Here is a 21,092-nt window from a genome sequence, read left to right as displayed (position 1 = left end):
TTTTCATTTACCGCTGATGCTTAGCGCGGGAATGCTGGCGGGTTAACCCCGGCCATGTCTTCCATCACGCGAACCACCTGGCAGCTGTAACCGAATTCGTTGTCGTACCAAACGTACAGAACAACGCGGTTGTCTTGAGTGATGGTCGCTTCAGCGTCCACCACACCGGCGTGGCGCGAGCCCACGAAGTCGGTGGAAACCACTTCCTGCGAATTGACGAAGTCGATTTGCTTGTGCAGATCGGAGTGCAGCGCCATGTAGCGCAGGTACTCGTTCATCTCTTCACGGGTGGCGGCTTTCTCAAGGTTCAGGTTGAGAATGGCCATCGACACGTTCGGCGTCGGAACACGGATCGCGTTACCTGTCAGCTTGCCGGCCAGCTCAGGCAGGGCCTTGGCAGCAGCGGTGGCAGCACCGGTCTCGGTGATCACCATGTTCAGCGCGGCGCTACGGCCACGGCGATCGCCCTTGTGGAAGTTGTCGATCAGGTTCTGGTCGTTGGTGTACGAGTGAACCGTTTCAACGTGACCGTTAACGATGCCGAACTTGTCATTCACAGCCTTCAGCACCGGCACGATGGCGTTGGTGGTGCAGGAAGCGGCGGACACGATCTTGTCGTCAGCGGTGATTTCACCGTGGTTGATGCCGTGCACGATGTTCTTCAGCTTGCCCTTGCCAGGCGCAGTCAGGACAACGCGGTCGATACCCGGGCACGCCAGGTGCTGGCCCAGGCCCTCGGCGTCACGCCACACACCGGTGTTGTCCACCAGCAGTGCGTCCTTGATGCCGTACTGGGTGTAATCCACCTCAGACGGGTTCTTCGCGTAGATCACCTGGATCAGGTTACCGTTGGCGGTGATGGTGTTGTTTTCTTCGTCGATGACGATGGTGCCGTTGAACGGACCGTGGACCGAGTCACGACGCAGCAGGCTCGCGCGCTTGGTCAGGTCGTTTTCAGCACCTTTACGCACCACGATGGCACGCAGGCGCAGGCCGTCGCCGCCACCGGTTTTTTCGATCAGGATGCGCGCCAGCAGGCGGCCGATACGACCGAAACCGTACAGCACAACGTCGGTGCCTTTGCGGGCTGCGGCGTTTTGCTGGCCAACCACGTCGGCCATTTCTTCACGTACGAACTGCTCGGCGGTGCGGCCAGCGCCTTCCTTGCGGAATTTATAGGCCAGCTTGCCCAGGTCTACCGAAGCCGCGCCGAGCTTGAGCTCGCTCATGGCTTTAAGCAGAGGGAATGTTTCGTGGACGGAGAGTTCGCTATCGTCGGCAGAACGATGGCGAGCAAAGCGATGAGCCTTGAGAATCGCGATGACTGATTGGTTGATCAGGCTGCGGCCATAGATCGAGCTCACCACGTTGTTATTGCGGTATAGCTGACCGATAAGCGGAATCATCGCTTCAGCGAGTGCTTCACGGTCGATCCATTCACCAAGACACTGGTCGGGCTTCTGAGTCACGGGAACCTTCCACATGTAGGGGCAGAAAAAAGGGGCTACATTATGCCGCCCGACCGCCCTCGGAGCAATGCGCGGCCCGCAACAAAACCCCTTGCAAAAAAATATCGCCCCTCTGCAGCCCAGTAAATACGCGGCTTCCAGCGCACCCCCTGTTGGACCAATGTGACAAAGTGTCCGTAACCCTCCGAAACATACACCGATTTCGGCACTACATAATGAGTCAAAAGGCACCTTTGTTTGTCTTAGCCACTACATTTCCTACAAACCGTAATAGGCTCAGTCAGCAACTGACAGGCGGCACTCCGGGCCGTTACAATTACCGACTTTGTCGCAACGCTTGGAGCTCAACCTTCCGTGCCCGTTCTGCGTCTACCGCTTCTCCCTGCCGCGGCAGGTAAACAGCACTGGGGCAATCTGCCCGGTGCCGCCCTGAGCCTGGCCATCGCCGAGGCTGCCAGCGCTGCCAAGCGCTTTACCCTGCTGCTCACCGCCGACAGCCAAAGTGCCGAGCGGCTGGAACAGGAGCTGAGTTTCTTCGCCCCCGATTTGCCGGTACTGCATTTCCCGGACTGGGAAACCCTGCCCTACGATCTGTTCTCGCCGCACCAGGACATCATTTCCCAGCGCATCGCCAGCCTGTACCGCTTGCCGGAACTGGCCCACGGCGTGCTGGTGGTGCCGATCACCACGGCCCTGCACCGCCTGGCACCGACCAAGTTCCTGCTGGGCAGCAGCCTGGTGCTGGATATCGGCCAGAAGCTCGATGTGGAGCAGATGCGCACCCGGCTTGAGGCCAGCGGCTATCGCTGCGTCGACACGGTGTACGAGCACGGTGAGTTCGCCGTGCGTGGCGCGTTGATCGACCTGTTCCCGATGGGCAGCAAACTGCCCTACCGGATCGACCTGTTCGACGACGAAATCGAAACCCTGCGCACCTTCGATCCGGAAAACCAGCGCTCCATCGACAAGGTGCAGTCGATCAAGCTGCTGCCGGCCCGGGAGTTCCCGCTGCAAAAAGACGCGGTCACGCGCTTCAAGGCACGTTTCCGCGAGCGCTTCGACGTGGACTTCCGTCGCTGCCCGATCTTCCAGGACTTGAGCAGCGGGATTACCCCCGCCGGTATCGAGTACTACCTGCCGCTGTTCTTCGACGAAACTTCCACGCTCTTCGATTACCTGCCCCAGGACACCCAGGTGTTCTCGCTGCCAGGCATCGAACAGGCGGCGGAGAATTTCTGGAATGACGTGCGCAACCGTTATGAAGAACGCCGCGTCGACCCGGCCCGTCCTTTATTGCCACCGGCCGAGCTGTTCCTGCCGGTGGAAGACTGCTTCGCCCGCCTGAAAAACTGGCCACGGGTAGTCGCCAGCCAGCAGAACGTGGATGCAGGCGCCGGCCGCGAGCGCTTCCCGGCGCAAGCGCTGCCGAACCTGGCGATTGAAGCCAAGGCCAACCAGCCGCTGGAAGCACTGTCGAATTTCCTCGGTGACTTCCCCGGCCGCGTGCTGTTTACCGCCGAGTCCGCCGGGCGCCGCGAGGTGCTGCTGGAGTTGCTGGAACGCCTGAAGCTGCGGCCGAAAACCGTCGATAGCTGGCCGGACTTTGTCGCGAGCAAGGACCGCCTGGCGATCACCATCGCACCGCTGGACGAAGGCCTGCTGCTGGACGACCCGGCCCTGGCACTGATTGCCGAGAGCCCGCTGTTCGGTCAGCGGGTGATGCAGCGCCGCCGCCGCGAAAAGCGCGCCGATGCCAACAACGATGCGGTGATCAAGAATCTCACCGAGCTGCGCGAAGGCGCGCCGGTGGTGCATATCGACCACGGCGTGGGCCGTTACCTGGGCCTGCAGACCCTGGAGATCGACAACCAGGTGGCCGAATTCCTCACCATGGAATACGCCGAGGGCGCCAAGCTCTACGTGCCCGTGGCCAACCTGCACCTGATCGCCCGCTACACCGGCAGCGACGACGCCCTCGCGCCATTGCACCGCCTGGGCTCAGAGACCTGGCAGAAAGCCAAGCGCAAGGCCGCCGAACAGGTACGCGATGTGGCCGCCGAGTTGCTCGACATCTATGCCCGCCGCGCCGCCCGCGAAGGTTATGCGTTTGCCGACCCAAAAGCCGACTACGCCACCTTCAGCGCCGGCTTCGCCTTCGAAGAAACCCCGGACCAGCAAACCACCATCGACGCCGTGCGCGCCGACATGCTGGCGCCCAAGCCGATGGACCGCCTGGTGTGCGGCGACGTGGGCTTCGGCAAGACCGAAGTGGCAATGCGCGCAGCGTTTATTGCGGTGCACGGTGGCCGCCAAGTGGCGATCCTCGTCCCCACCACCCTGCTCGCCCAGCAGCACTACAACAGCTTTCGCGACCGCTTTGCCGACTGGCCGGTGACTGTGGAGGTGATGAGCCGCTTCAAATCGGCCAAGGAAGTGAATGCGGCCATCGCCGACCTGGCGGAAGGCAAGATCGACATTGTCATCGGCACTCACAAGCTGCTGTCGGATGACGTGAAGATCAAGAACCTCGGGCTGGTGATCATCGACGAAGAGCACCGCTTCGGGGTTCGCCAGAAAGAACAGCTCAAGGCCCTGCGCAGTGAAGTCGACATCCTGACGCTCACCGCCACGCCGATTCCGCGCACGCTGAACATGGCGGTGTCGGGCATGCGCGACCTGTCGATCATCGCCACGCCGCCGGCGCGCCGGTTGTCGGTGCGCACCTTCGTCATGGAGCAGAACAAAAGCACGGTCAAGGAAGCCCTGCTGCGCGAGTTGCTGCGCGGCGGCCAGGTGTACTATCTGCACAACGATGTAAAAACCATCGAGAAATGCGCCGCCGACCTTGCCGAACTGGTGCCGGAAGCACGGATTGCCATCGGCCACGGGCAGATGCGCGAGCGCGAACTCGAACAGGTGATGAGCGACTTCTATCACAAGCGCTTCAACGTGCTGATCGCCTCGACCATCATCGAGACCGGCATCGACGTGCCGAGCGCCAACACCATCATCATCGAGCGCGCCGACAAGTTCGGCCTGGCCCAACTGCATCAGTTGCGCGGCCGGGTCGGGCGCAGTCACCACCAGGCGTATGCCTATCTGCTGACACCGCCGCGCCAACAGATCACTTCCGACGCCGAGAAGCGCCTGGAAGCGATCGCCAACACCCAGGACCTCGGCGCCGGCTTTGTGCTGGCCACCAACGACCTGGAAATCCGCGGCGCCGGCGAACTGCTGGGCGACGGCCAGAGCGGGCAGATCCAGGCCGTCGGCTTCACCCTGTATATGGAAATGCTCGAGCGCGCGGTGAAGTCCATCCGCAAGGGCGAACAACCGAACCTCGACCAACCGCTGGGTGGCGGCCCGGAGATCAACCTGCGCCTGCCGGCGCTGATCCCCGAAGACTACCTGCCGGATGTGCACGCGCGACTGATCCTGTACAAGCGCATCGCCTCGGCCACCGACGAAGAAGGTCTCAAGGACCTTCAAGTGGAGATGATCGATCGCTTCGGCCTGTTGCCGGAGCCGACCAAGAACCTGGTGCGCCTGACCCTGCTCAAACTGCAGGCCGAGCAACTGGGCATCAAGAAGGTCGACGCCGGGCCGCAAGGTGGGCGTATCGAATTCGAAGCGCAGACGCCGGTGGACCCACTGGTGCTGATCAAGCTGATTCAGGGCCAGCCCAATCGCTACAAGTTCGAAGGGGCTACGCTGTTCAAATTCATGGTGCCGATGGAACGCGCCGAAGAACGCTTTAATACACTGGAGGCGCTGTTTGAGCGCCTCATCCCGAAATCTGCTTGAAGGACGCCCCAATGCGCCTGTTCCGCATTTTGAGCTTGTTGTTGGTGGTCGTTGCGCCTTCGGCGTTCGCCGACAGCCCGTACCTGGTGGAGATGATCCTGGTGCGCCAGAACGCCGAGCCGGTGATCAACAGCCGTGCGGCGCCGGAAAACTGGGACGCCGGCGCACCACGCCTGGGGACTGACAAAATGAGCCCGCCACGACTGGGCAATATTGTCGAGAAGCTGCAAGCCAGCAGCGACTACACCGTATTGCTGCACAAGTCCTGGGAACAGAATCTCGGTGAGCAACCGGTGAAGCTGGCCATCAGCGATGGCCAGGAACAGTTCGGCCAGTTCCCCATCGAAGGCACCCTGAACCTGCAGCTTGGGCGCTTTACCGATATCGACGCGGACTTCTGGGTTAACCAGTTCGACGCCAACGGCAGCGTCATCGCCAGCGAACACCTCAGCCAGCAAGACGTGCGCACCAAGAACAACCAGCTCAACTACCTGGACGGCGGCCACCTCGCCCTGCTGATCAAGATCACTTCGCTGACCGCCAAGCCGCCCAGCGCTCCACCGCCCGATGTCCAGGACTGATCCAGCACCATGCCCCTGACGTCGTCGTTGACCAAACCCCTGGCCCCTTCGTGGGCCAATCGCTTTAAAGAGCAAAGCCTCGAGCGTGGCCGACGCTACGCCCTGGAAAACCGCGTGCGTATCGTCGAGTCCGGCGACAGCACCATCATTGCCAGCTGCGAAGGCTCGGGTGGCAATGTCTACCGCCAGACCATCTCCCTGCGCGAATCCGCCAAGGGCACGCTGATCCTGGTGGACAGCCGCTGCACCTGCCCCGTGCACACCAACTGCAAACACATCGCCGCCGTGTTGCTCAAGGTCCAGGAAACCCTGGCCTACCCGGCGGCGGCCCAGGATGCCGAGTTGCTGGAGAAGCTCCAGGCGGTGCTGGATAACCGCGTGGTGTTGCCGCAAGTGGTGATGGAAGACGTGCAACCGGTGCCGCGCCTGTGGCTGGCGAGTATCGAGTTCAGTGCCTTCGAACCGCGCAACGGCAAGATGCAGCGTTATATCCAGCATCGCGCGGCGTTGTCCTTCAACTATTTGGGCAACTACGTCAGCGGCCAGAAGAACGCCGACATTATCGTGCGCCAGGAACAACAGAGCCTGCGGATCAAGCGCCACCCCGAGGTGGAGCAGCAGTTTCGCGAACAGCTGCGCCTGCTGGGCTTCAAGATCGCCACCCGCCAGAGCAAGGCCCTGCCGGAAAGCGCCGGCGAGCTGTTCGAGATGGTCAATGACAGCGCGTGGCTGAACTTCACCCTGAATGCCTCGCCGAACCTGCGCGCCCAGGGTTGGGAACTACAGATCGACGAAGATTTCGGTTTTGACCTGAGCGCCGTCGACGACTGGTACGCCAGCGTCGACGAGATGCCGGAGCGCGACTGGTTCGACTTGGAGCTGGGGATCATCGTCAACGGCGAACGCCTGAGTCTTCTGCCGATCCTGTTGAACCTGATGCGCTCTCACACCGAGATCCTCAACCCGGAAAAACTCGCCCGGCGCCGTGATGACGAACTGATCCTGGTGAACATTCCCGGCCTGCCCAACGGCCACGGCCCGCTGCAAGTGGCGCTGCCTTATGGCCGGCTGAAACCGGTGCTGGCAACCCTGGGCGAGTTCTACCTGCAAGAGCCCGGCACCACCGCGCTGCGCCTGGCCAAGGCCGACGCGATTCGCCTGAACCCGCTGGAAGACCTGCCGCTGCAATGGGAAGGCGGCGAAAAGATCCGCAACTTCGCCCAGCGCCTGCGGGACATCAAGGATTTCAGCTGCGAAGCGCCGGAAGGCTTGAACGCAACGTTGCGCCCTTATCAACTGGAAGGCCTGAGCTGGATGCAGTCGCTGCGCCAACTCGACGTCGGCGGGATTCTCGCGGATGACATGGGCCTGGGCAAAACCCTGCAAACCCTGGCGCATATTCTCAGCGAGAAAATCGCCGGACGCCTGGACCGCCCGTGCATGGTGGTGATGCCCACCAGCCTGATCCCGAACTGGCTCGACGAAGCGGCGCACTTCACGCCGCAGCTCAAAGTCATGGCGTTGTACGGCGCGGGGCGCAAGAAACATTTCCCTCAGTTGCAGGACTACGACCTGCTGCTGACCACCTACGCCCTGCTGCCCAAGGACATCGAGCAACTGGCCGCCCTGCCCTTGCACGTGCTGATCCTTGACGAAGCGCAGTACATCAAGAACCCCAACAGCAAGGCGGCCCAGGCGGCCCGCGAGCTGAACGCCCGCCAGCGCCTGTGCCTCAGCGGTACACCGCTGGAAAACCACTTGGGCGAGCTGTGGTCGCTGTTCCACTTCCTGCTGCCGGGTTGGCTGGGGGACGTGAAGAGCTTCAACCGCGATTACCGCGTACCGATCGAAAAGCGCGGCAGCGATGTGCGATTGCAGCACCTTAATGGTCGGATCAAGCCGTTCCTGCTGCGTCGCACCAAGGAGCAGGTGGCGACCGAGCTGCCGCCCAAGACCGAGATCATCCACTGGGTCGACCTCAACGAAGCCCAACGCGACGTGTACGAAACCATGCGCCTGGCGATGGACAAGAAAGTCCGCGACGAGATTACCCGCAAGGGTGTGGCGCGCAGCCAGATCATCATCCTGGAGGCGCTGCTCAAGTTACGCCAGGTGTGCTGTGATTTACGCCTGGTCAATGATGCAACCCTGCCGGCAAAGGGCAGTAGCTCGGGCAAACTCGACAGCTTGATGGAGATGCTCGAAGAGCTGTTTGCCGAAGGCCGCAGGATTCTGCTGTTTTCCCAGTTCACTTCGATGCTGAGCCTGATCGAGGCCGAGTTGAAGAAGCGCGGCGTGGCTTATGCGCTTCTTACCGGTCAGACGCGGGATCGGCGCACGCCGGTGAAAGACTTCCAGAGCGGCAAGCTGCAGATCTTCCTGATCAGCCTGAAGGCAGGCGGCGTCGGACTTAACCTGACGGAAGCCGACACGGTGATTCACTACGACCCGTGGTGGAACCCGGCCACGGAGAACCAGGCCACCGACCGTGCGTATCGCATCGGCCAGGAAAAGCCGGTATTCGTCTACAAGATGATTGCCCGGGGCACCGTGGAAGAGAAAATCCAGCATTTGCAGCAGGAAAAGTCTGATCTGGCGGCGGGCGTTCTGGATGGGCGGACGACGGGGGATTGGAAGTTGGGGAATGAGGATATCGAGGCGTTGTTTGCGCCGTTGCCGCACAAGCAGGAAAAGCGCTGACTGTTAGATCGCCTTCGCGAGCAAGCCCGCTCCCACATTCGACCGCATTTCCTCAGGAGATAAACGGTCGAATGTGGGAGCGGGCTTGCTCGCGAAGGGCGCACCGCAGTTGTCAGTCGATCAACTGAGCATCTCGCAGCGCACCCAACGCCGCCAGCCAACGCGGATCCTGCTTGTACTCGGTCGACGCCACAGCCTGACCACGCATCCGAGCGATACGCGCCGACGGCGTGACCTTCATGCGCTGGGCAGCACTCAGGGCCAACTCGGCGGCGGCGCGGTCGTTGCACACCAGGCCCATGTCGCAGCCCGCGGTCAGCGCCGCTTCGATACGGCTGGCGGCATCACCCACCACATGGGCGCCGGCCATCGACAGGTCGTCACTGAAGATCACCCCGTCGAACTGCAACTCGCCACGCAGGATGTCCTGCAACCAGCGCCGGGAGAAGCCGGCCGGTTGCGCGTCCACTTGTGGATAAATCACATGGGCCGGCATGACGGCCGCCAGTTGCTTGCTCAGGCGCGCGAAAGGCACCAGGTCATTGGCGCGAATCTGTTCCAGGCTGCGCTCGTCGTTGGGAATGGCGACGTGGGAATCGGCTTCGGCCCAGCCGTGGCCGGGGAAGTGCTTGCCGGTGGCCGCCATACCGGCGCTGTTCATGCCACGGATGAAGGCGCCCGCGAGCACGGCGGCGCGCTCGGGGTCGCCTTCGAAGGCGCGAGTGCCCACAACGGCGCTGCGCTGGTAATCGAGGTCCAGCACCGGGGCGAAGCTCAGGTCCAGGCCAACCGCCAGCACTTCGGTTGCCATGATCCAACCGCACTGCTCGGCCAGTTGCTCCGCATTCGGGTTGTCGGCCAAGGCACGCATCGCCGGCAGACGCACAAACCCCTGACGCAAGCGTTGCACTCGGCCGCCTTCCTGATCGACCGCCAGCAACAGGTCCGGGCGCACGGCGCGAATCGCCGCGCTCAATTCACGCACCTGCCGAGGATGCTCGATATTGCGTGCAAAAATGATCAGGCCGCCCACCTCGGGCTGACGCAACAAGTGGCGATCCTCAGCCGTCAGCCAGGTGCCGGCAACGTCCACCATCAAAGAGCCTTGCAGGGCTTGGGTCATATAGCTTCCTTAAATAACGCACGCAGCCCGAAGCCCCCGCGAGATCGCATCGCCAGGATTGAATCTGGAGACGGACGCTCAGCGAGCGCAACGGGCTGTGGATAAATAGCTGAAATCGGCATGGGCGGCTAGCTTAGCGGATGCAAGCGGCCGCGCACACCCGGGAGGGGTTAAACCTTGGCCGGGACCGGTACTGACTTGCTGCGCGGGCGCAATTGGGCGGCGGCCATGGCCTGGTCGGTGACGCCGGTTTCGGCACGCATGCCGGCGGCGAGAAACGGCACCATCAGGCGCATGACCTGCTCGATGGAGGTGTTGACGCCGAAGTCGGTCTCGGCAATCGCACGCAGTGCCTTGATCCCGGACATGCTGAATGCCGCGGCACCGAGCATGAAGTGCACGCGCCAGAACAGTTCGATTGGCGGGATACGCGGGGCGGCTTCGTTGACCAGCAACATATAGCGGCGGAACACCTTGCCGTACATGTCTTCAAGGTAGCGGCGCAGGTGGCCCTGGCTCTGGCTGAACGCCAGGCCCAACAGGCGCATGAAGATCGACAGGTCGTTGCCGCTGCGTGGCTGAACCACCAGGGCTTGTTCGACGAGGATCTCCAGCAGGTCTTCCAGGCTTGGCTTGTTTTCAGGCTTGGCCTGGCGACGCTCCAGCTCACGGTCGAGGCTGATGCAGAAAGGCCCCAGGAAACGTGAGAACACGGCCTGGATCAGCGCCTTCTTGGAGCCGAAATGGTAGTTCACTGCCGCCAGGTTGACCCCGGCCTTGCTGGTAATCAGCCGCAATGAAGTTTCAGCAAATCCTTTTTCCGCGAACAACTGCTCGGCAGCATCGAGAATGCGTTCAACGGTTTCCGACTGGGCCATGGCTACTCCGCCTGACAAACACTTGTTTGAAACATACGTTTCAAGCTATGTCTTGTCAAGCCTGCAGGTCGGTTTGCGGCTGGCCGGTCAGCTATTTCATAGCCATTTAATCACATTCGCCAAGGTCTGTAGGCAGCGCTGTCTCCAGTGTGTAGGACAGGTGATAAATGACCGTCCAGCGGAGTGACTGAAAACGGTGATTGCCAAGCGCAGTCCACTGTATATAATCCCAGTCACTGTATAAAAAGACAGAGCGATCAACATGCTAAAACTGACGCCACGCCAAGCTGAGATTCTGGCTTTTATCAAGCGCTGCCTCGATGACAACGGCTACCCGCCGACCCGAGCGGAAATTGCGCTGGAACTGGGATTCAAGTCACCCAACGCCGCTGAAGAACACCTCAAGGCCCTCGCCCGCAAAGGCGCGATCGAGATGACCCCGGGTGCTTCACGCGGTATTCGCATCCCTGGCTTCGAAGCCAAGGCCGACGAGTCGACACTGCCGATCATCGGCCGCGTCGCAGCCGGTGCGCCGATCCTGGCGCAACAGCACGTCGAGGAATCCTGCAACATCAACCCGACCTTCTTCCATCCCCGTGCCGACTACCTGTTGCGGGTCCATGGCATGAGCATGAAGGACGTGGGCATTTTCGACGGCGACCTGCTGGCCGTCCACACCACACGTGAAGCCCGCAATGGCCAGATCGTCGTCGCCCGTATCGGCGATGAAGTGACGGTCAAACGCTTCAAGCGCGAAGGCAGCAAGGTCTGGCTCCTGGCCGAGAACCCCGAATTCGCGCCGATTGAAGTGAACCTGAAGGATCAGGACCTGGTGATTGAAGGCTTGAGCGTCGGCGTTATTCGCCGCTAACGGAGGCATCATGCAGTTCCTACAGACCCCACAACACACTCAACTGTCGCTGTTTGAGGCCTTTATGGCCCAGCCCCTTGCGCCCATCCTCAAGGAAGTGGTCGAAGCGCCCTGGAGCGCCGAACCCGAGGCGTTCAGTGAACTGTCGTTGCGCGGTGCTGCCGGGAACTGCCTGAGCCTGTTGGCGCCGATCCTTCGCGAACTGAGCGAGGAACAGGACGCCCGCTGGCTGACGCTGATCGCCCCGCCGTCCAGCCTGACCCAGGCCTGGTTGCGGGATGCCGGCCTGAACCGCGAACGCATCCTGTTGCTGCAACCCCGTGGTGCTCAAAGCGCCCAGCAGTTGACCTGCGAAGCCTTGCGCCTGGGCCGTAGCCATACGGTGGTCAGCTGGCTGAACCCGCTGACCACAGCGGCCAGGCAGCAACTGATCAGCGCCGCCCGCACAGGTGATGCGCAAAGCTTGAACATTCGGTTGGGATAAAACGATACGCGGGTAACTGACAGCTGTCAGGATCCGCCATGGCGCGAGGCTTCTTCAGAATTGAGAAGCCGATCTGCACAATTGAAGCCTGTAAAAAAGTCGACAGACGGACTCAGTGAAGAATCCGCGGGCCGTCTTCCTTTTCCGGTTCGCCTTCAGCCAGGCGCCCCGCCATCTGCACACCTACGCTCAACATGGCTTTTGCCACTTCCACGTGCTGGCCCTGCAGGAACGCTTTTGCGTCCTCGGAAAAATCCAAGATCACCAGAGAACCCTCGTCCTCAGCCCGGCGCAGCTCGATTCGGCCGTCGGGCAACTCAACAATTTCCAGAAAGGACGTTGGCATAAAAGTCTGTTCTCCACGAAAGGCCGGCATTATATCAGTCTTGTGGCGAGCGGGCTTGCCCGCATTGGGCTGAGCCGCGGCCCTCCGACAGCTGACACTGCCAGGCCTGAAAAGCCTTGGGGCTGCTTCGCAACCCAACGGGAGCAAGCTCCCTCGCCACAAGAGCGGTAGTTGTCAGCGAAAAGCCTTCAGCACTCGTTCAATCCATCCCGAAACCGAATGGCCAACTTCTTCAGCTCCTGCCGCCAGCTTTCCAGCTCTTCCCGGCTCAACGGCTCGGGTCCTTCTTCGTCCAGGCTTACGGCCACGATCAGCGGCTGGGTCACATCGCCTTTGGGCGTGTGCTTCACCCGTGGCGGTTGGAACATCTCCGCGTGGGCTACCAGCAAGCGCGCCAGCCAACTGTCCGGGCTTTGCGCCATCTCCACCAGTTCGGCCAACTCCGGGATGGCCATGGACTCCAGCACATCCCGGTGGATGATCATTTCCGCACGCGGCGAGCCGGCCTGCGGCAGACGGTAGAACCCGGCGATCTCATGGCATAAGCCAAGCAAGGCGCCATAGAGGTGGAACAGCGCGGCTTCACGCCCGGCCTGTACCAGCGCGATAGCGTTCATCTCCTTTCCTTCCTCGGCACGGCCAAGGGCTTCCAGGGACAAACCCGCGAAGTAAATTTTCTGGTTGGTACGGGTATAGAGTTCGTTGGCCATGAAGGCAGTCTCCACAACGAATAAGGCGTGATGCTGGCTGAACAGTGTCACGGATCAGCCAAGGCCACTGCAAGCGCAAAAAAAAGGCCGCCTATCAAGGCGGCCTTTGTGCATGTAGCTGATCGTATCAAGCGCCCTGGCGCTTGTCCTCGACCTTCCACTTGCCACCGTCGTAGAACGCTTTCCAGCCGGTAGGCTTGCCTTCCACTTCGGTCTGCACGTACTGCTCCTTGGTCTTGCGGCTGTAGCGGATTACGGACGGGCGACCGTCCGGGTCCTTCTTCGGCGCTTCACAGAGGAAGTGGTACTTCGGATCGATCTCGTCCTTGTGGGGCACGATCTCCATCACCAGCGGTGCACGGGTCTCACGGTTTTTCGGGAACTGGCTGGCAGCCAGGAACAGCCCCGAAGCACCATCACGCAGGATGTAGGTGTCGTTGACCTTCTCGCACTTGAGCTCAGGCATCTTCACCGGGTCCATCTTCGGCGGCGCCGCGTCACCGCTTTTCAGCAGTTTGCGGGTGTTCTTGCACGTCGGGTTGGTGCAACCGAAGAACTTGCCGAAACGGCCGGTCTTGAGCTGCATCTCGCTGCCGCACTTGTCGCATTCCAGGCTCGGGCCTTCGTAGCCCTTGATGCGGTAAGTGCCTTCTTCGATCTCGTAGCCGTTGCAATCCGGGTTGTTACCGCAGATGTGCAGCTTGTGCTTCTCGTCCAGCAGGTAGGCATCCATTGCCGTGCTGCAGATCGGGCAACGGTGCTTGCCACGCAATACCAGTGACTCGGACTCACCCTCGTCATCGGCCGCGATTTCATCGCCCGGCACCAGGTTGACGGTGGCCTTGCAGCGCTCTTTCGGCGGCAGGCTGTAACCCGAGCAACCGAGGAACACACCGGTGGAGGCGGTACGAATCTGCATCGGGCGGCCGCAAGTGAGGCACGGAATGTCCGTCATCACCGGCTGGTTGGCCCGCATGCCGCTCTCGGGGCTTTCGGCTACTTCGAGCTTTTTCTTGAAGTCGCCGTAGAACTCGTCGAGCACGTTCTTCCAGTCGCGTTCGCCCTGGGCCACGTCATCGAGGTTCTCTTCCATGCCGGCGGTGAAGCCGTAGTCCATCAGGTTGGAGAAGCTCTCGGACAGGCGCTCGGTAACGATGTCGCCCATCTTTTCCGAGTAGAAACGACGGTTGTGCAGCGCAACGTAGCCGCGGTCCTGGATGGTGGAGATGATCGCCGCATAGGTCGAAGGACGACCGATACCGCGTTTTTCCATCTCCTTGACCAGGCTGGCTTCCGAGTAACGCGCCGGCGGCTTGGTGAAGTGCTGGGACGGGTCGAGCTTGATCAGCTTCAACACATCGCCCTGCGCCATGTCCGGCAGTACATCGTCGTCGCCCGGCTTGGCGATTTGCGGCATCACGCGGGTATAACCGTCGAACTTGAGGATACGGCCCTTGGCACGCAGCTCGAAGTCACCAGCACCCACGCTGACAGTCGTCGACAGGTATTGCGCCGGCAGCATCTGGCACGCCAGGAACTGGCGCCAGATCAGCTCATAGAGGCGCTCAGCGTCGCGCTCCATGCCGCTCAGCTTGCTTGGCTCGGTGTTGGCGTCGGAGGGACGAATCGCTTCGTGAGCCTCTTGTGCGCCTTCCTTGCTGCTATAGACGTTCGGCTTCTCCGGCAGGTACTTCTTGCCGAATTCGCTTTCAATATAAGTACGCGCCATCGCCACCGCGTCTTGCGACAGGTTGGTGGAGTCGGTACGCATATACGTGATGTAGCCCGCTTCATACAGGCGCTGGGCCATCATCATGGTCTTCTTCACCCCGAAGCCCAGGCGGTTGCTCGCGGCCTGTTGCAGGGTGGAGGTGATGAACGGCGCCGACGGCTTGCTGCTGGTGGGCTTGTCTTCACGCTTGACGATGCTGTAGCTGGAAGCCTTGAGCTTCTCCAGCGCGGCCATGGCCTGGGCTTCGTTGAGCGGCTTGAAGGCCTCGCCTTTCTCGCGGGCCACTTCAAAGCGTACGTTGTTGCCCTTGGCAGTGCCCAGGTCAGCGTGCACTTCCCAATATTCTTCAGGGTTGAACGCACGAATCTCGCGCTCACGCTCCACCACCAGCTTTACCGCAACCGATTGCACACGGCCGGCGGACAGGCCACGAGCGATTTTCGCCCACAGCAGCGGCGAGACCATGTAACCCACGACGCGGTCGAGGAAGCGACGGGCCTGCTGGGCATTGACGCGGTCAATGTCCAGTTCGCCCGGCTTGGAGAAGGCTTCCTGGATCGCCTTCTTGGTAATTTCGTTGAACACCACGCGCTTGTAGCGGCTGTCGTCACCCCCGATGGCTTCCCGCAGGTGCCAGGCAATAGCCTCCCCTTCGCGGTCCAAGTCGGTTGCGAGATAGATGGTGTCAGCATCCTTGGCGAGCCGGCGCAGCTCTTCGATGACCTTTTCCTTGCCCGGGAGGATCTCGTACTTGGCTTTCCAGCCATGATCGGGATCGACACCCATGCGCGAGACCAGCTGCTTGCGCGCTTTCTCTTTAGGCGTGAGCACCGGACCTTCGCCCGCAGCCGCCTTGCCGCGCTTGGCGGCAGGCTCCTTGCTGGCGCTAGCCGAACCGCTGGTGGGCAGGTCTCGGATATGGCCGATACTCGACTTCACCACGTACTCGTTACCCAAGTACTTGTTGATGGTCTTGGCCTTAGCCGGGGATTCCACAATGACCAGCGATTTGCCCATGGATCGGAAAATTCCTGAATTCGAGAAGTGAAAGGCGGTTGGCGCCTGACGCGGCAACGCTATATATAGTGGCAACAAGGTGAGGTCAAGCGCAGCATTCTGCGCGGCCTGCCTTTATTGCGCGGAAAAAAGGCTGGCTTCGGCCTGGATCAAAGCAAAGCGCGGGACCTGTTCGCCGTCAACTTCGACGGTCTCCAGGAACATGCTCAAGGGACGCACCCAAAAGCCGTAATCGCCATACAGTGCTTGGTAGAACACCACTTCCTCTTCGGTCTCGGAATGCCGCGCCACATTAAAAACGCGGTACTGCGGACCTTTATAATGCCGGTAGAGCCCTGGTTCGACTTTCATGCTCTGGCCCTCTTACAAAATTTGTTAAAAAAAATATAAAAAATTCCAAAAAACAAAAACCGGGGCACTGGGCCCCGGCTTCCGTCAACGAAACGTTTAGATACGTTCGAAGACGGTGGAGATGCCTTGGCCGAGGCCAATGCACATGGTTGCAACCCCAAGGTTGCCGCCATTTTGCTTCATCACGTTAAGCAACGTGCCGGAGATACGAGCGCCGGAGCACCCAAACGGGTGACCCAAGGCAATCGCGCCGCCGTGCAGGTTAACCTTCTCGTTCATCTTGTCGAGCACTTTCAAATCTTTCAGCACTGGCAGGGCCTGTGCGGCGAAAGCTTCGTTGAGCTCGAAGAAGTCGATGTCGGAGATAGTCAAGCCTGCGCGCTTCAATGCTTTTTGTGTGGCCGGTACTGGACCATAGCCCATGATTGCCGGGTCCACACCTGCGACTGCCATCGAACGAATCACGGCCATCGGCTGGATGCCCAGGTCCTGGGCACGCTGGGCCGACATCACGATCATGCACGAAGCACCGTCAGTGATCTGCGACGAAGTACCGGCTGTCACGGTGCCGCCCTTTGGATTGAAGGCCGGCTTCAGGGCCGCCAGGCTTTCCAGGGTGGTGTCCGGACGAATGGTTTCGTCGTAGTCGAACAGTTTCAGGAAACCGTTCTCGTCGTAGCCGTTCATCGGGATGATTTCATCCTTGAACTTGCCTTCCACGGTTGCCTTGTGGGCCAACTGGTGGGAACGCAGGCCGAATGCATCCTGGGCTTCGCGGGTAATGCCGTGCATTTTGCCGAGCATTTCAGCGGTGAGGCCCATCATGCCCGAGGCTTTCGCCGCGTATAGGGACATGTGCGGGTTCGGATCCACACCGTGCATCATGCTGACGTGGCCCATGTGCTCCACGCCGCCGACCACGAACACATCACCGTTACCGGTCATGATCGCTTGGGCAGCGGTGTGCAGCGCGCTCATGGACGAGCCACACAGGCGGCTGACGGTCTGGCCGGCAGCGGTGTGCGGGATCTGCGTCATCAAGGAAGCCATGCGGGCGATGTTCCAGCCCTGCTCCAGGGTCTGGTTGACGCAGCCCCAGATCACGTCTTCGACTTCGTTCGGGTCGACCTTGACGTTGCGTTCCAGCAATTTGCTGATCAGGTGCGCCGACATGTCTTCGGCACGGGTGTTGCGGTGCATGCCGCCCTTGGAGCGGCCCATCGGAGTACGACCGAAGTCGACAATCACGACGTCTCTTGGATTCAAGCTCATAAATATTCTCGCTCTAGTCGTCTGGGCACTTAACCGAAGAAGCTCTGGCCGTTCTTGGCCATCTCGCGCAGCTTCGCAGTCGGGTGGTACAGCGGGCCCAGATCAGCGTATTGATCAGCCAGGGCAACGAACTCGGCCACACCGATGGAATCGATGTAACGCAGCGCACCACCACGGAATGGAGGGAAACCAATACCGTAGACCAGGCCCATGTCGGCCTCGGCTGCGGTTTCAACGATGCCGTCTTCCAGGCAACGCACGGTTTCCAGGCACAGGGCGATCATCATCCAGTTGACGATGTCCTCGTCGGACACTTCACGCTGTTCGTAGATGACCGGCGCGAGTACTTCGTGAACCGATGGGTCGGCCACTTTCTTCTGCTTGCCCTTCTTGTCGGTCTCGTAGGCGTAGAAGCCCTTGCCATTCTTCTGGCCCAGGCGCTTGGCTTCGTAGAGCGCGTCGATCGCCGAGCGGCGGTCGTCTTTCATGCGGTCCGGGAAGCCTTCAGCCATTACGTCGCGACCGTGGTGGCCGGTGTCGATGCCGACCACGTCCATCAGGTACGCCGGGCCCATTGGCCAGCCGAATTTTTCCATGACCTTGTCGATGCGCACGAAGTCCACACCGGCGCTGACCAGCTTGGCGAAACCGCCGAAGTACGGAAACAAGACGCGGTTGACCAGGAAGCCCGGGCAGTCATTGACGACGATCGGGTTCTTGCCCATTTTCTTGGCGTAGGCAACGGTGGTGGCAACGGCCAGCTCGCTGGACTTCTCGCCACGGATCACTTCCACCAGCGGCATCATGTGCACCGGGTTGAAGAAGTGCATGCCGACGAAGTTTTCCGGACGCTTGAGGGCCTTGGCCAGCAAGGTGATGGAAATGGTCGAGGTGTTGGACGCCAGGATCGTGTCTTCTTTCACCTGGGCTTCAACTTCAGCCAGTACCGCCTGCTTGACCTTCGGGTTCTCGACAACCGCTTCGACCACCAGGTCGACGTGGCCGAAATCACCGTAGGACAGGGTCGGACGAATGCCGTTAAGCACTTCAGCCATTTTCGCTGCAGTCATGCGGCCTTTATCAACGCGGCCTACCAGCAGCTTCGCGGCTTCTGCCAGACCCTGCTCGATGCCGTGCTCGTTGATGTCTTTCATCAGGATCGGCGTGCCTTTGGACGCCGACTGATAGGCGATACCGCCGCCCATGATACCGGCGCCGAGTACGGCAGCCTGTTTCACGTCGCGAGCGATTTCGTCGTAGGCCTTGGCCTTTTTCTTCAGTTCCTGATCGTTCAGGAACAGACCGATCAAGCTCTGCGCGGCAGAGGTCTTGGCCAGTTTGACGAAGCCGGCAGCTTCGACTTCCAGGGCTTTGTCGCGACCGAAGTTCGCGGCCTTCTGGATGGTCTTGATCGCTTCAACCGGCGCCGGGTAGTTCGGGCCGGCCTGGCCAGCCACGAAACCCTTGGCGGTTTCGAACGACATCATCTGTTCGATGGCGTTGAGCTTGAGTTTTTCCAGCTTTGGCTGACGCTTGGCCTTGTAGTCAAATTCGCCGCTGATGGCGCCCTTGATCAGGTTCAGCGCGGCTTCTGCCAGCTTGTCGGGAGCCACCACAGCATCCACGGCGCCGACTTTCAGCGCGTCTTCAGCACGGTTTTCCTTGCCGGCGGCAATCCACTCGATGGCATTGTCGGCACCGATGATGCGCGGCAGGCGCACGGTACCGCCGAAGCCTGGGTAGATGCCCAGCTTGACTTCCGGCAGGCCGATTTTCGCGGTGGCAGACATCACGCGGAAGTCGGCGGCCAGGCACATTTCCAGACCGCCGCCCAGGGCGATGCCATTGATCGCGGCAACGGTCGGCACGTTGAGGTCTTCGAAATCGCTGAAAATCTTGTTGGCTTCGAGGTTGCCAGCCACAAGCTCGGCATCGGGCAGCTTGAAGTTGTCGACGAATTCGGTGATGTCAGCGCCGACGATGAACACGTCCTTGCCGCTGGAGACGATCACGCCCTTGACCGAAGCATCTGCTTTGATGGTGTCTACGGCCTGACGCAATTCATTCAGGGTTAGACGGTTGAACTTGTTGACGGACTCACCCTTGAGGTCGAATTTCAATTCGACGATGCCACTTTCAAGAGCCTTAACCGTGATGGCTTTACCTTCGTAAATCATCAACTGATCTCCACGATATGGAAGCTGAACAGTACACGTCGGACGCAGGATTCAGCGTAGGCACTGACGTTACCGTCGATGCTAACGCCAATTTGCCAGGCACACCCGCCAACGCGATAGTCGGGATTCTGTACGAATGGTCTGAAAGACAAACGCTCAATTCATACGCCCGTTTGATTTGGGTACGTCACCTTCAGCCAAATCCGAAGAATTGTCAATCGCTCGAAAGGGCCGCAAAAACGCGACTTTTCAGTCATTTCAGAACCCGGGGCAGCCGGCATCGCCCCGCCAATGTTTAATCATTCGCGAAATCAATAATGTGAATTTTGATTTAAAGGGCTGTACAGAACCGAATATGCGGCTAGGCTAGCGGCACGTAAAACGAATTACCGGCCTGCCTGGCCAACTCCAGCCCGATGATACTTTCGGGCTTTTTAATGCCCGCAGGAATCTCAGGCCAGCGCCTTGAGCACCGCGTCAATGTCCTGCAACACGCTCAACTCGCCCTTCTCGCCCCAGTACAGGGTGATCATTTGCTTGTCGGCTTCGACTTTGTAGACGTTTGCCGGCAGCGTCGCAAAATGTGGCAACAACTTTTCATCGACGCAGGTTTCCTGCCACTGATTGACCCAAACCCCTGGCTCCAACTGCCAGTAACTCCAGGTCACCCGCGTGGTGCCACGCCGTGGCCGGTGATACTGGGCACACGGGCTTGGCGGCTCGTGCTTGAGCCAGTGCGGCCATTCCTGGGGCGTCAGTTGCATGGCCAGGCCAATGCGCCGCGCCTCCATGCGCAAAGCCATGCGCCCGCTCGAATGGCGCGAAGGACGCAGCCACGCCAGGGGGCTTAAAACCAGCGCAAGGATTGACACCACTATCCAGACCGTCATATGTGTACTCCCGAATTTCTTGATGAGCGGATTTGACCTGACGCAACCCCATCCGCTTGAAACCAGCCATACTGAACTTATCGCTTTCCCTTGGAGGACTCCTCATGCCCTACGAACATATTCTGGTCGCCGTGGACCTGACCGAAGAATGCGACCCCGTGATCAAGCGGGCCGTAGGCCTTGCAGGCGACTCGGTGAAGCTGTCCCTGGTGCATATCGTCGAACCGATGGCCATGGCCTTTGGCGGCGATGTACCGATGGACCTTTCCCAACTGCAACAGCAGCAGTTCGACCAGGCCAAGGAACGCCTTGACCGGCTGATCAACAAGTACCCTGCCCTGAAAAAAGACCAGAGCCACCTGACCTACGGCCAGCCGCGCCAGGAAATCCACCACCTGGCCAAGGAGCAAGGTTGCGACCTGATCGTGGTCGGCAGCCACGGCCGTCACGGCCTGGCCTTGCTGCTGGGCTCCACCGCCAATGACGTGCTGCACGGCGCACCTTGCGATGTGCTGGCCGTGAAACTGGTCAAGAGCTCGTAAGACCAACGGCAATCCAATGTGGGAGTGGGCTTGTGTGGGAGCGGGCTCGCTCGCGAAAGCAGTGGATCAGTCGACAAATATATGGACTGACACACCGCATTCGCGAGCAAGCCCGCTCCCACATCTGAACCGCGTTTCATACAAA

General features: G+C 60.5%; 16 protein-coding genes. 6 read left to right on the top strand and 10 right to left on the bottom strand.

The window, feature by feature from the left end; all coding sequences use genetic code 11:
- Positions 1–20: 20 nt before the first annotated feature.
- Complete coding sequence (locus HX807_RS20355; RefSeq protein ID WP_023659083.1) at positions 21–1,484, bottom strand: glyceraldehyde-3-phosphate dehydrogenase; 1,464 nt, start codon at positions 1,482–1,484, stop codon at positions 21–23.
- 339 nt (positions 1,485–1,823) lie between these two features.
- Between HX807_RS20355 and mfd the strand changes: the two genes are divergently transcribed.
- The 3 genes from mfd to HX807_RS20340 are packed head-to-tail and all read left to right on the top strand — an operon-like array spanning position 1,824 to position 8,554.
- The gene (gene mfd / locus HX807_RS20350) at positions 1,824–5,273 is read left to right on the top strand and encodes a transcription-repair coupling factor (RefSeq protein ID WP_177050847.1); all 3,450 of its coding nucleotides are present in this window, start codon (positions 1,824–1,826) and stop codon (positions 5,271–5,273) included.
- A gap of 11 nt (positions 5,274–5,284) precedes the next feature.
- Complete coding sequence (locus HX807_RS20345; protein ID WP_003218957.1) at positions 5,285–5,854, top strand: CsiV family protein; 570 nt, start codon at positions 5,285–5,287, stop codon at positions 5,852–5,854.
- A 9-nt stretch (positions 5,855–5,863) separates the two neighbouring features.
- Positions 5,864–8,554 (top strand): DEAD/DEAH box helicase, encoded by a 2,691-nt coding sequence (locus tag HX807_RS20340; RefSeq protein ID WP_003218960.1) that lies wholly within the window; start codon positions 5,864–5,866, stop codon positions 8,552–8,554.
- A 112-nt stretch (positions 8,555–8,666) separates the two neighbouring features.
- Here HX807_RS20340 and nagZ read toward each other — a convergent pair whose 3' ends face one another.
- Both nagZ and psrA read right to left on the bottom strand, forming a co-directional pair.
- A complete protein-coding gene (nagZ, locus tag HX807_RS20335) occupies positions 8,667–9,677 on the bottom strand; it encodes a beta-N-acetylhexosaminidase (RefSeq protein WP_003218962.1) in 1,011 nt (336 codons plus the stop codon).
- A gap of 170 nt (positions 9,678–9,847) precedes the next feature.
- Positions 9,848–10,555: a transcriptional regulator PsrA gene (gene psrA / locus HX807_RS20330; RefSeq protein WP_003218964.1), complete on the bottom strand. Its 708-nt coding sequence runs from the start codon at positions 10,553–10,555 to the stop codon at positions 9,848–9,850.
- 262 nt (positions 10,556–10,817) lie between these two features.
- Between psrA and lexA the strand changes: the two genes are divergently transcribed.
- On the top strand, positions 10,818–11,426 hold the full coding sequence (gene lexA, locus HX807_RS20325; RefSeq protein WP_003172575.1) for a transcriptional repressor LexA: 609 nt from the start codon (positions 10,818–10,820) through the stop codon (positions 11,424–11,426).
- A 10-nt stretch (positions 11,427–11,436) separates the two neighbouring features.
- The gene (gene sulA, locus HX807_RS20320) at positions 11,437–11,910 is read left to right on the top strand and encodes an SOS-induced cell division inhibitor SulA (RefSeq protein ID WP_003218967.1); all 474 of its coding nucleotides are present in this window, start codon (positions 11,437–11,439) and stop codon (positions 11,908–11,910) included.
- 112 nt (positions 11,911–12,022) lie between these two features.
- Here the strand turns inward: sulA and HX807_RS20315 are convergent, their stop codons facing one another.
- The 7 genes from HX807_RS20315 to HX807_RS20285 form a co-directional block, all read right to left on the bottom strand.
- Positions 12,023–12,256, bottom strand: coding sequence for a hypothetical protein (locus tag HX807_RS20315; RefSeq protein WP_003218969.1), 234 nt, complete (start codon positions 12,254–12,256; stop codon positions 12,023–12,025).
- A 188-nt stretch (positions 12,257–12,444) separates the two neighbouring features.
- Positions 12,445–12,966: a DUF6586 family protein gene (locus HX807_RS20310; RefSeq protein ID WP_003218971.1), complete on the bottom strand. Its 522-nt coding sequence runs from the start codon at positions 12,964–12,966 to the stop codon at positions 12,445–12,447.
- A gap of 127 nt (positions 12,967–13,093) precedes the next feature.
- Entirely contained in the window at positions 13,094–15,715 is a 2,622-nt protein-coding gene (topA, locus tag HX807_RS20305; protein WP_177050845.1) for a type I DNA topoisomerase, read from the bottom strand.
- Positions 15,716–15,829: 114 nt separating this feature from the next.
- Positions 15,830–16,066, bottom strand: coding sequence for a DUF1653 domain-containing protein (locus HX807_RS20300; protein ID WP_177050843.1), 237 nt, complete (start codon positions 16,064–16,066; stop codon positions 15,830–15,832).
- 96 nt (positions 16,067–16,162) lie between these two features.
- Positions 16,163–17,338 carry an acetyl-CoA C-acyltransferase FadA gene (gene fadA / locus HX807_RS20295; RefSeq protein WP_003218978.1) on the bottom strand — a complete coding sequence of 392 codons (1,176 nt, stop codon included), beginning with the start codon at positions 17,336–17,338 and terminating at the stop codon, positions 16,163–16,165.
- 29 nt (positions 17,339–17,367) lie between these two features.
- Positions 17,368–19,515, bottom strand: coding sequence for a fatty acid oxidation complex subunit alpha FadB (gene fadB / locus HX807_RS20290; RefSeq protein WP_003218979.1), 2,148 nt, complete (start codon positions 19,513–19,515; stop codon positions 17,368–17,370).
- Between the two features lie 452 nt (positions 19,516–19,967).
- Positions 19,968–20,405 (bottom strand): hypothetical protein, encoded by a 438-nt coding sequence (locus HX807_RS20285; RefSeq protein WP_003218981.1) that lies wholly within the window; start codon positions 20,403–20,405, stop codon positions 19,968–19,970.
- A 104-nt stretch (positions 20,406–20,509) separates the two neighbouring features.
- Here HX807_RS20285 and HX807_RS20280 point away from each other — a divergent pair, with 104 nt between their 5' ends.
- Positions 20,510–20,947 carry a universal stress protein gene (locus HX807_RS20280; RefSeq protein ID WP_003218985.1) on the top strand — a complete coding sequence of 146 codons (438 nt, stop codon included), beginning with the start codon at positions 20,510–20,512 and terminating at the stop codon, positions 20,945–20,947.
- The last annotated feature ends 145 nt before the right edge of the window (positions 20,948–21,092 follow it).

This window comes from Pseudomonas sp. D8002 (assembly GCF_013385695.1).
Classification (GTDB): domain Bacteria; phylum Pseudomonadota; class Gammaproteobacteria; order Pseudomonadales; family Pseudomonadaceae; genus Aquipseudomonas.
The sequence above is the reverse complement of the archived record's forward strand: the minus strand, read 5'-3'. Positions and strand labels throughout refer to the sequence as shown.

Coding starts and splice junctions, on each gene's coding strand:
- lexA (WP_003172575.1), top strand. CDS start 10,818: ATGCTAAAACTGACGCCACGCCAAGCTGAGATTCTGGCTTTTATCAAG.
- HX807_RS20345 (WP_003218957.1), top strand. CDS start 5,285: ATGCGCCTGTTCCGCATTTTGAGCTTGTTGTTGGTGGTCGTTGCGCCT.
- psrA (WP_003218964.1), bottom strand. CDS start 10,555: ATGGCCCAGTCGGAAACCGTTGAACGCATTCTCGATGCTGCCGAGCAG.
- fadB (WP_003218979.1), bottom strand. CDS start 19,515: ATGATTTACGAAGGTAAAGCCATCACGGTTAAGGCTCTTGAAAGTGGC.
- nagZ (WP_003218962.1), bottom strand. CDS start 9,677: ATGACCCAAGCCCTGCAAGGCTCTTTGATGGTGGACGTTGCCGGCACC.
- HX807_RS20310 (WP_003218971.1), bottom strand. CDS start 12,966: ATGGCCAACGAACTCTATACCCGTACCAACCAGAAAATTTACTTCGCG.
- HX807_RS20280 (WP_003218985.1), top strand. CDS start 20,510: ATGCCCTACGAACATATTCTGGTCGCCGTGGACCTGACCGAAGAATGC.
- HX807_RS20300 (WP_177050843.1), bottom strand. CDS start 16,066: ATGAAAGTCGAACCAGGGCTCTACCGGCATTATAAAGGTCCGCAGTAC.
- sulA (WP_003218967.1), top strand. CDS start 11,437: ATGCAGTTCCTACAGACCCCACAACACACTCAACTGTCGCTGTTTGAG.
- topA (WP_177050845.1), bottom strand. CDS start 15,715: ATGGGCAAATCGCTGGTCATTGTGGAATCCCCGGCTAAGGCCAAGACC.
- HX807_RS20285 (WP_003218981.1), bottom strand. CDS start 20,405: ATGACGGTCTGGATAGTGGTGTCAATCCTTGCGCTGGTTTTAAGCCCC.
- HX807_RS20315 (WP_003218969.1), bottom strand. CDS start 12,256: ATGCCAACGTCCTTTCTGGAAATTGTTGAGTTGCCCGACGGCCGAATC.
- HX807_RS20340 (WP_003218960.1), top strand. CDS start 5,864: ATGCCCCTGACGTCGTCGTTGACCAAACCCCTGGCCCCTTCGTGGGCC.
- HX807_RS20355 (WP_023659083.1), bottom strand. CDS start 1,484: ATGTGGAAGGTTCCCGTGACTCAGAAGCCCGACCAGTGTCTTGGTGAA.
- fadA (WP_003218978.1), bottom strand. CDS start 17,338: ATGAGCTTGAATCCAAGAGACGTCGTGATTGTCGACTTCGGTCGTACT.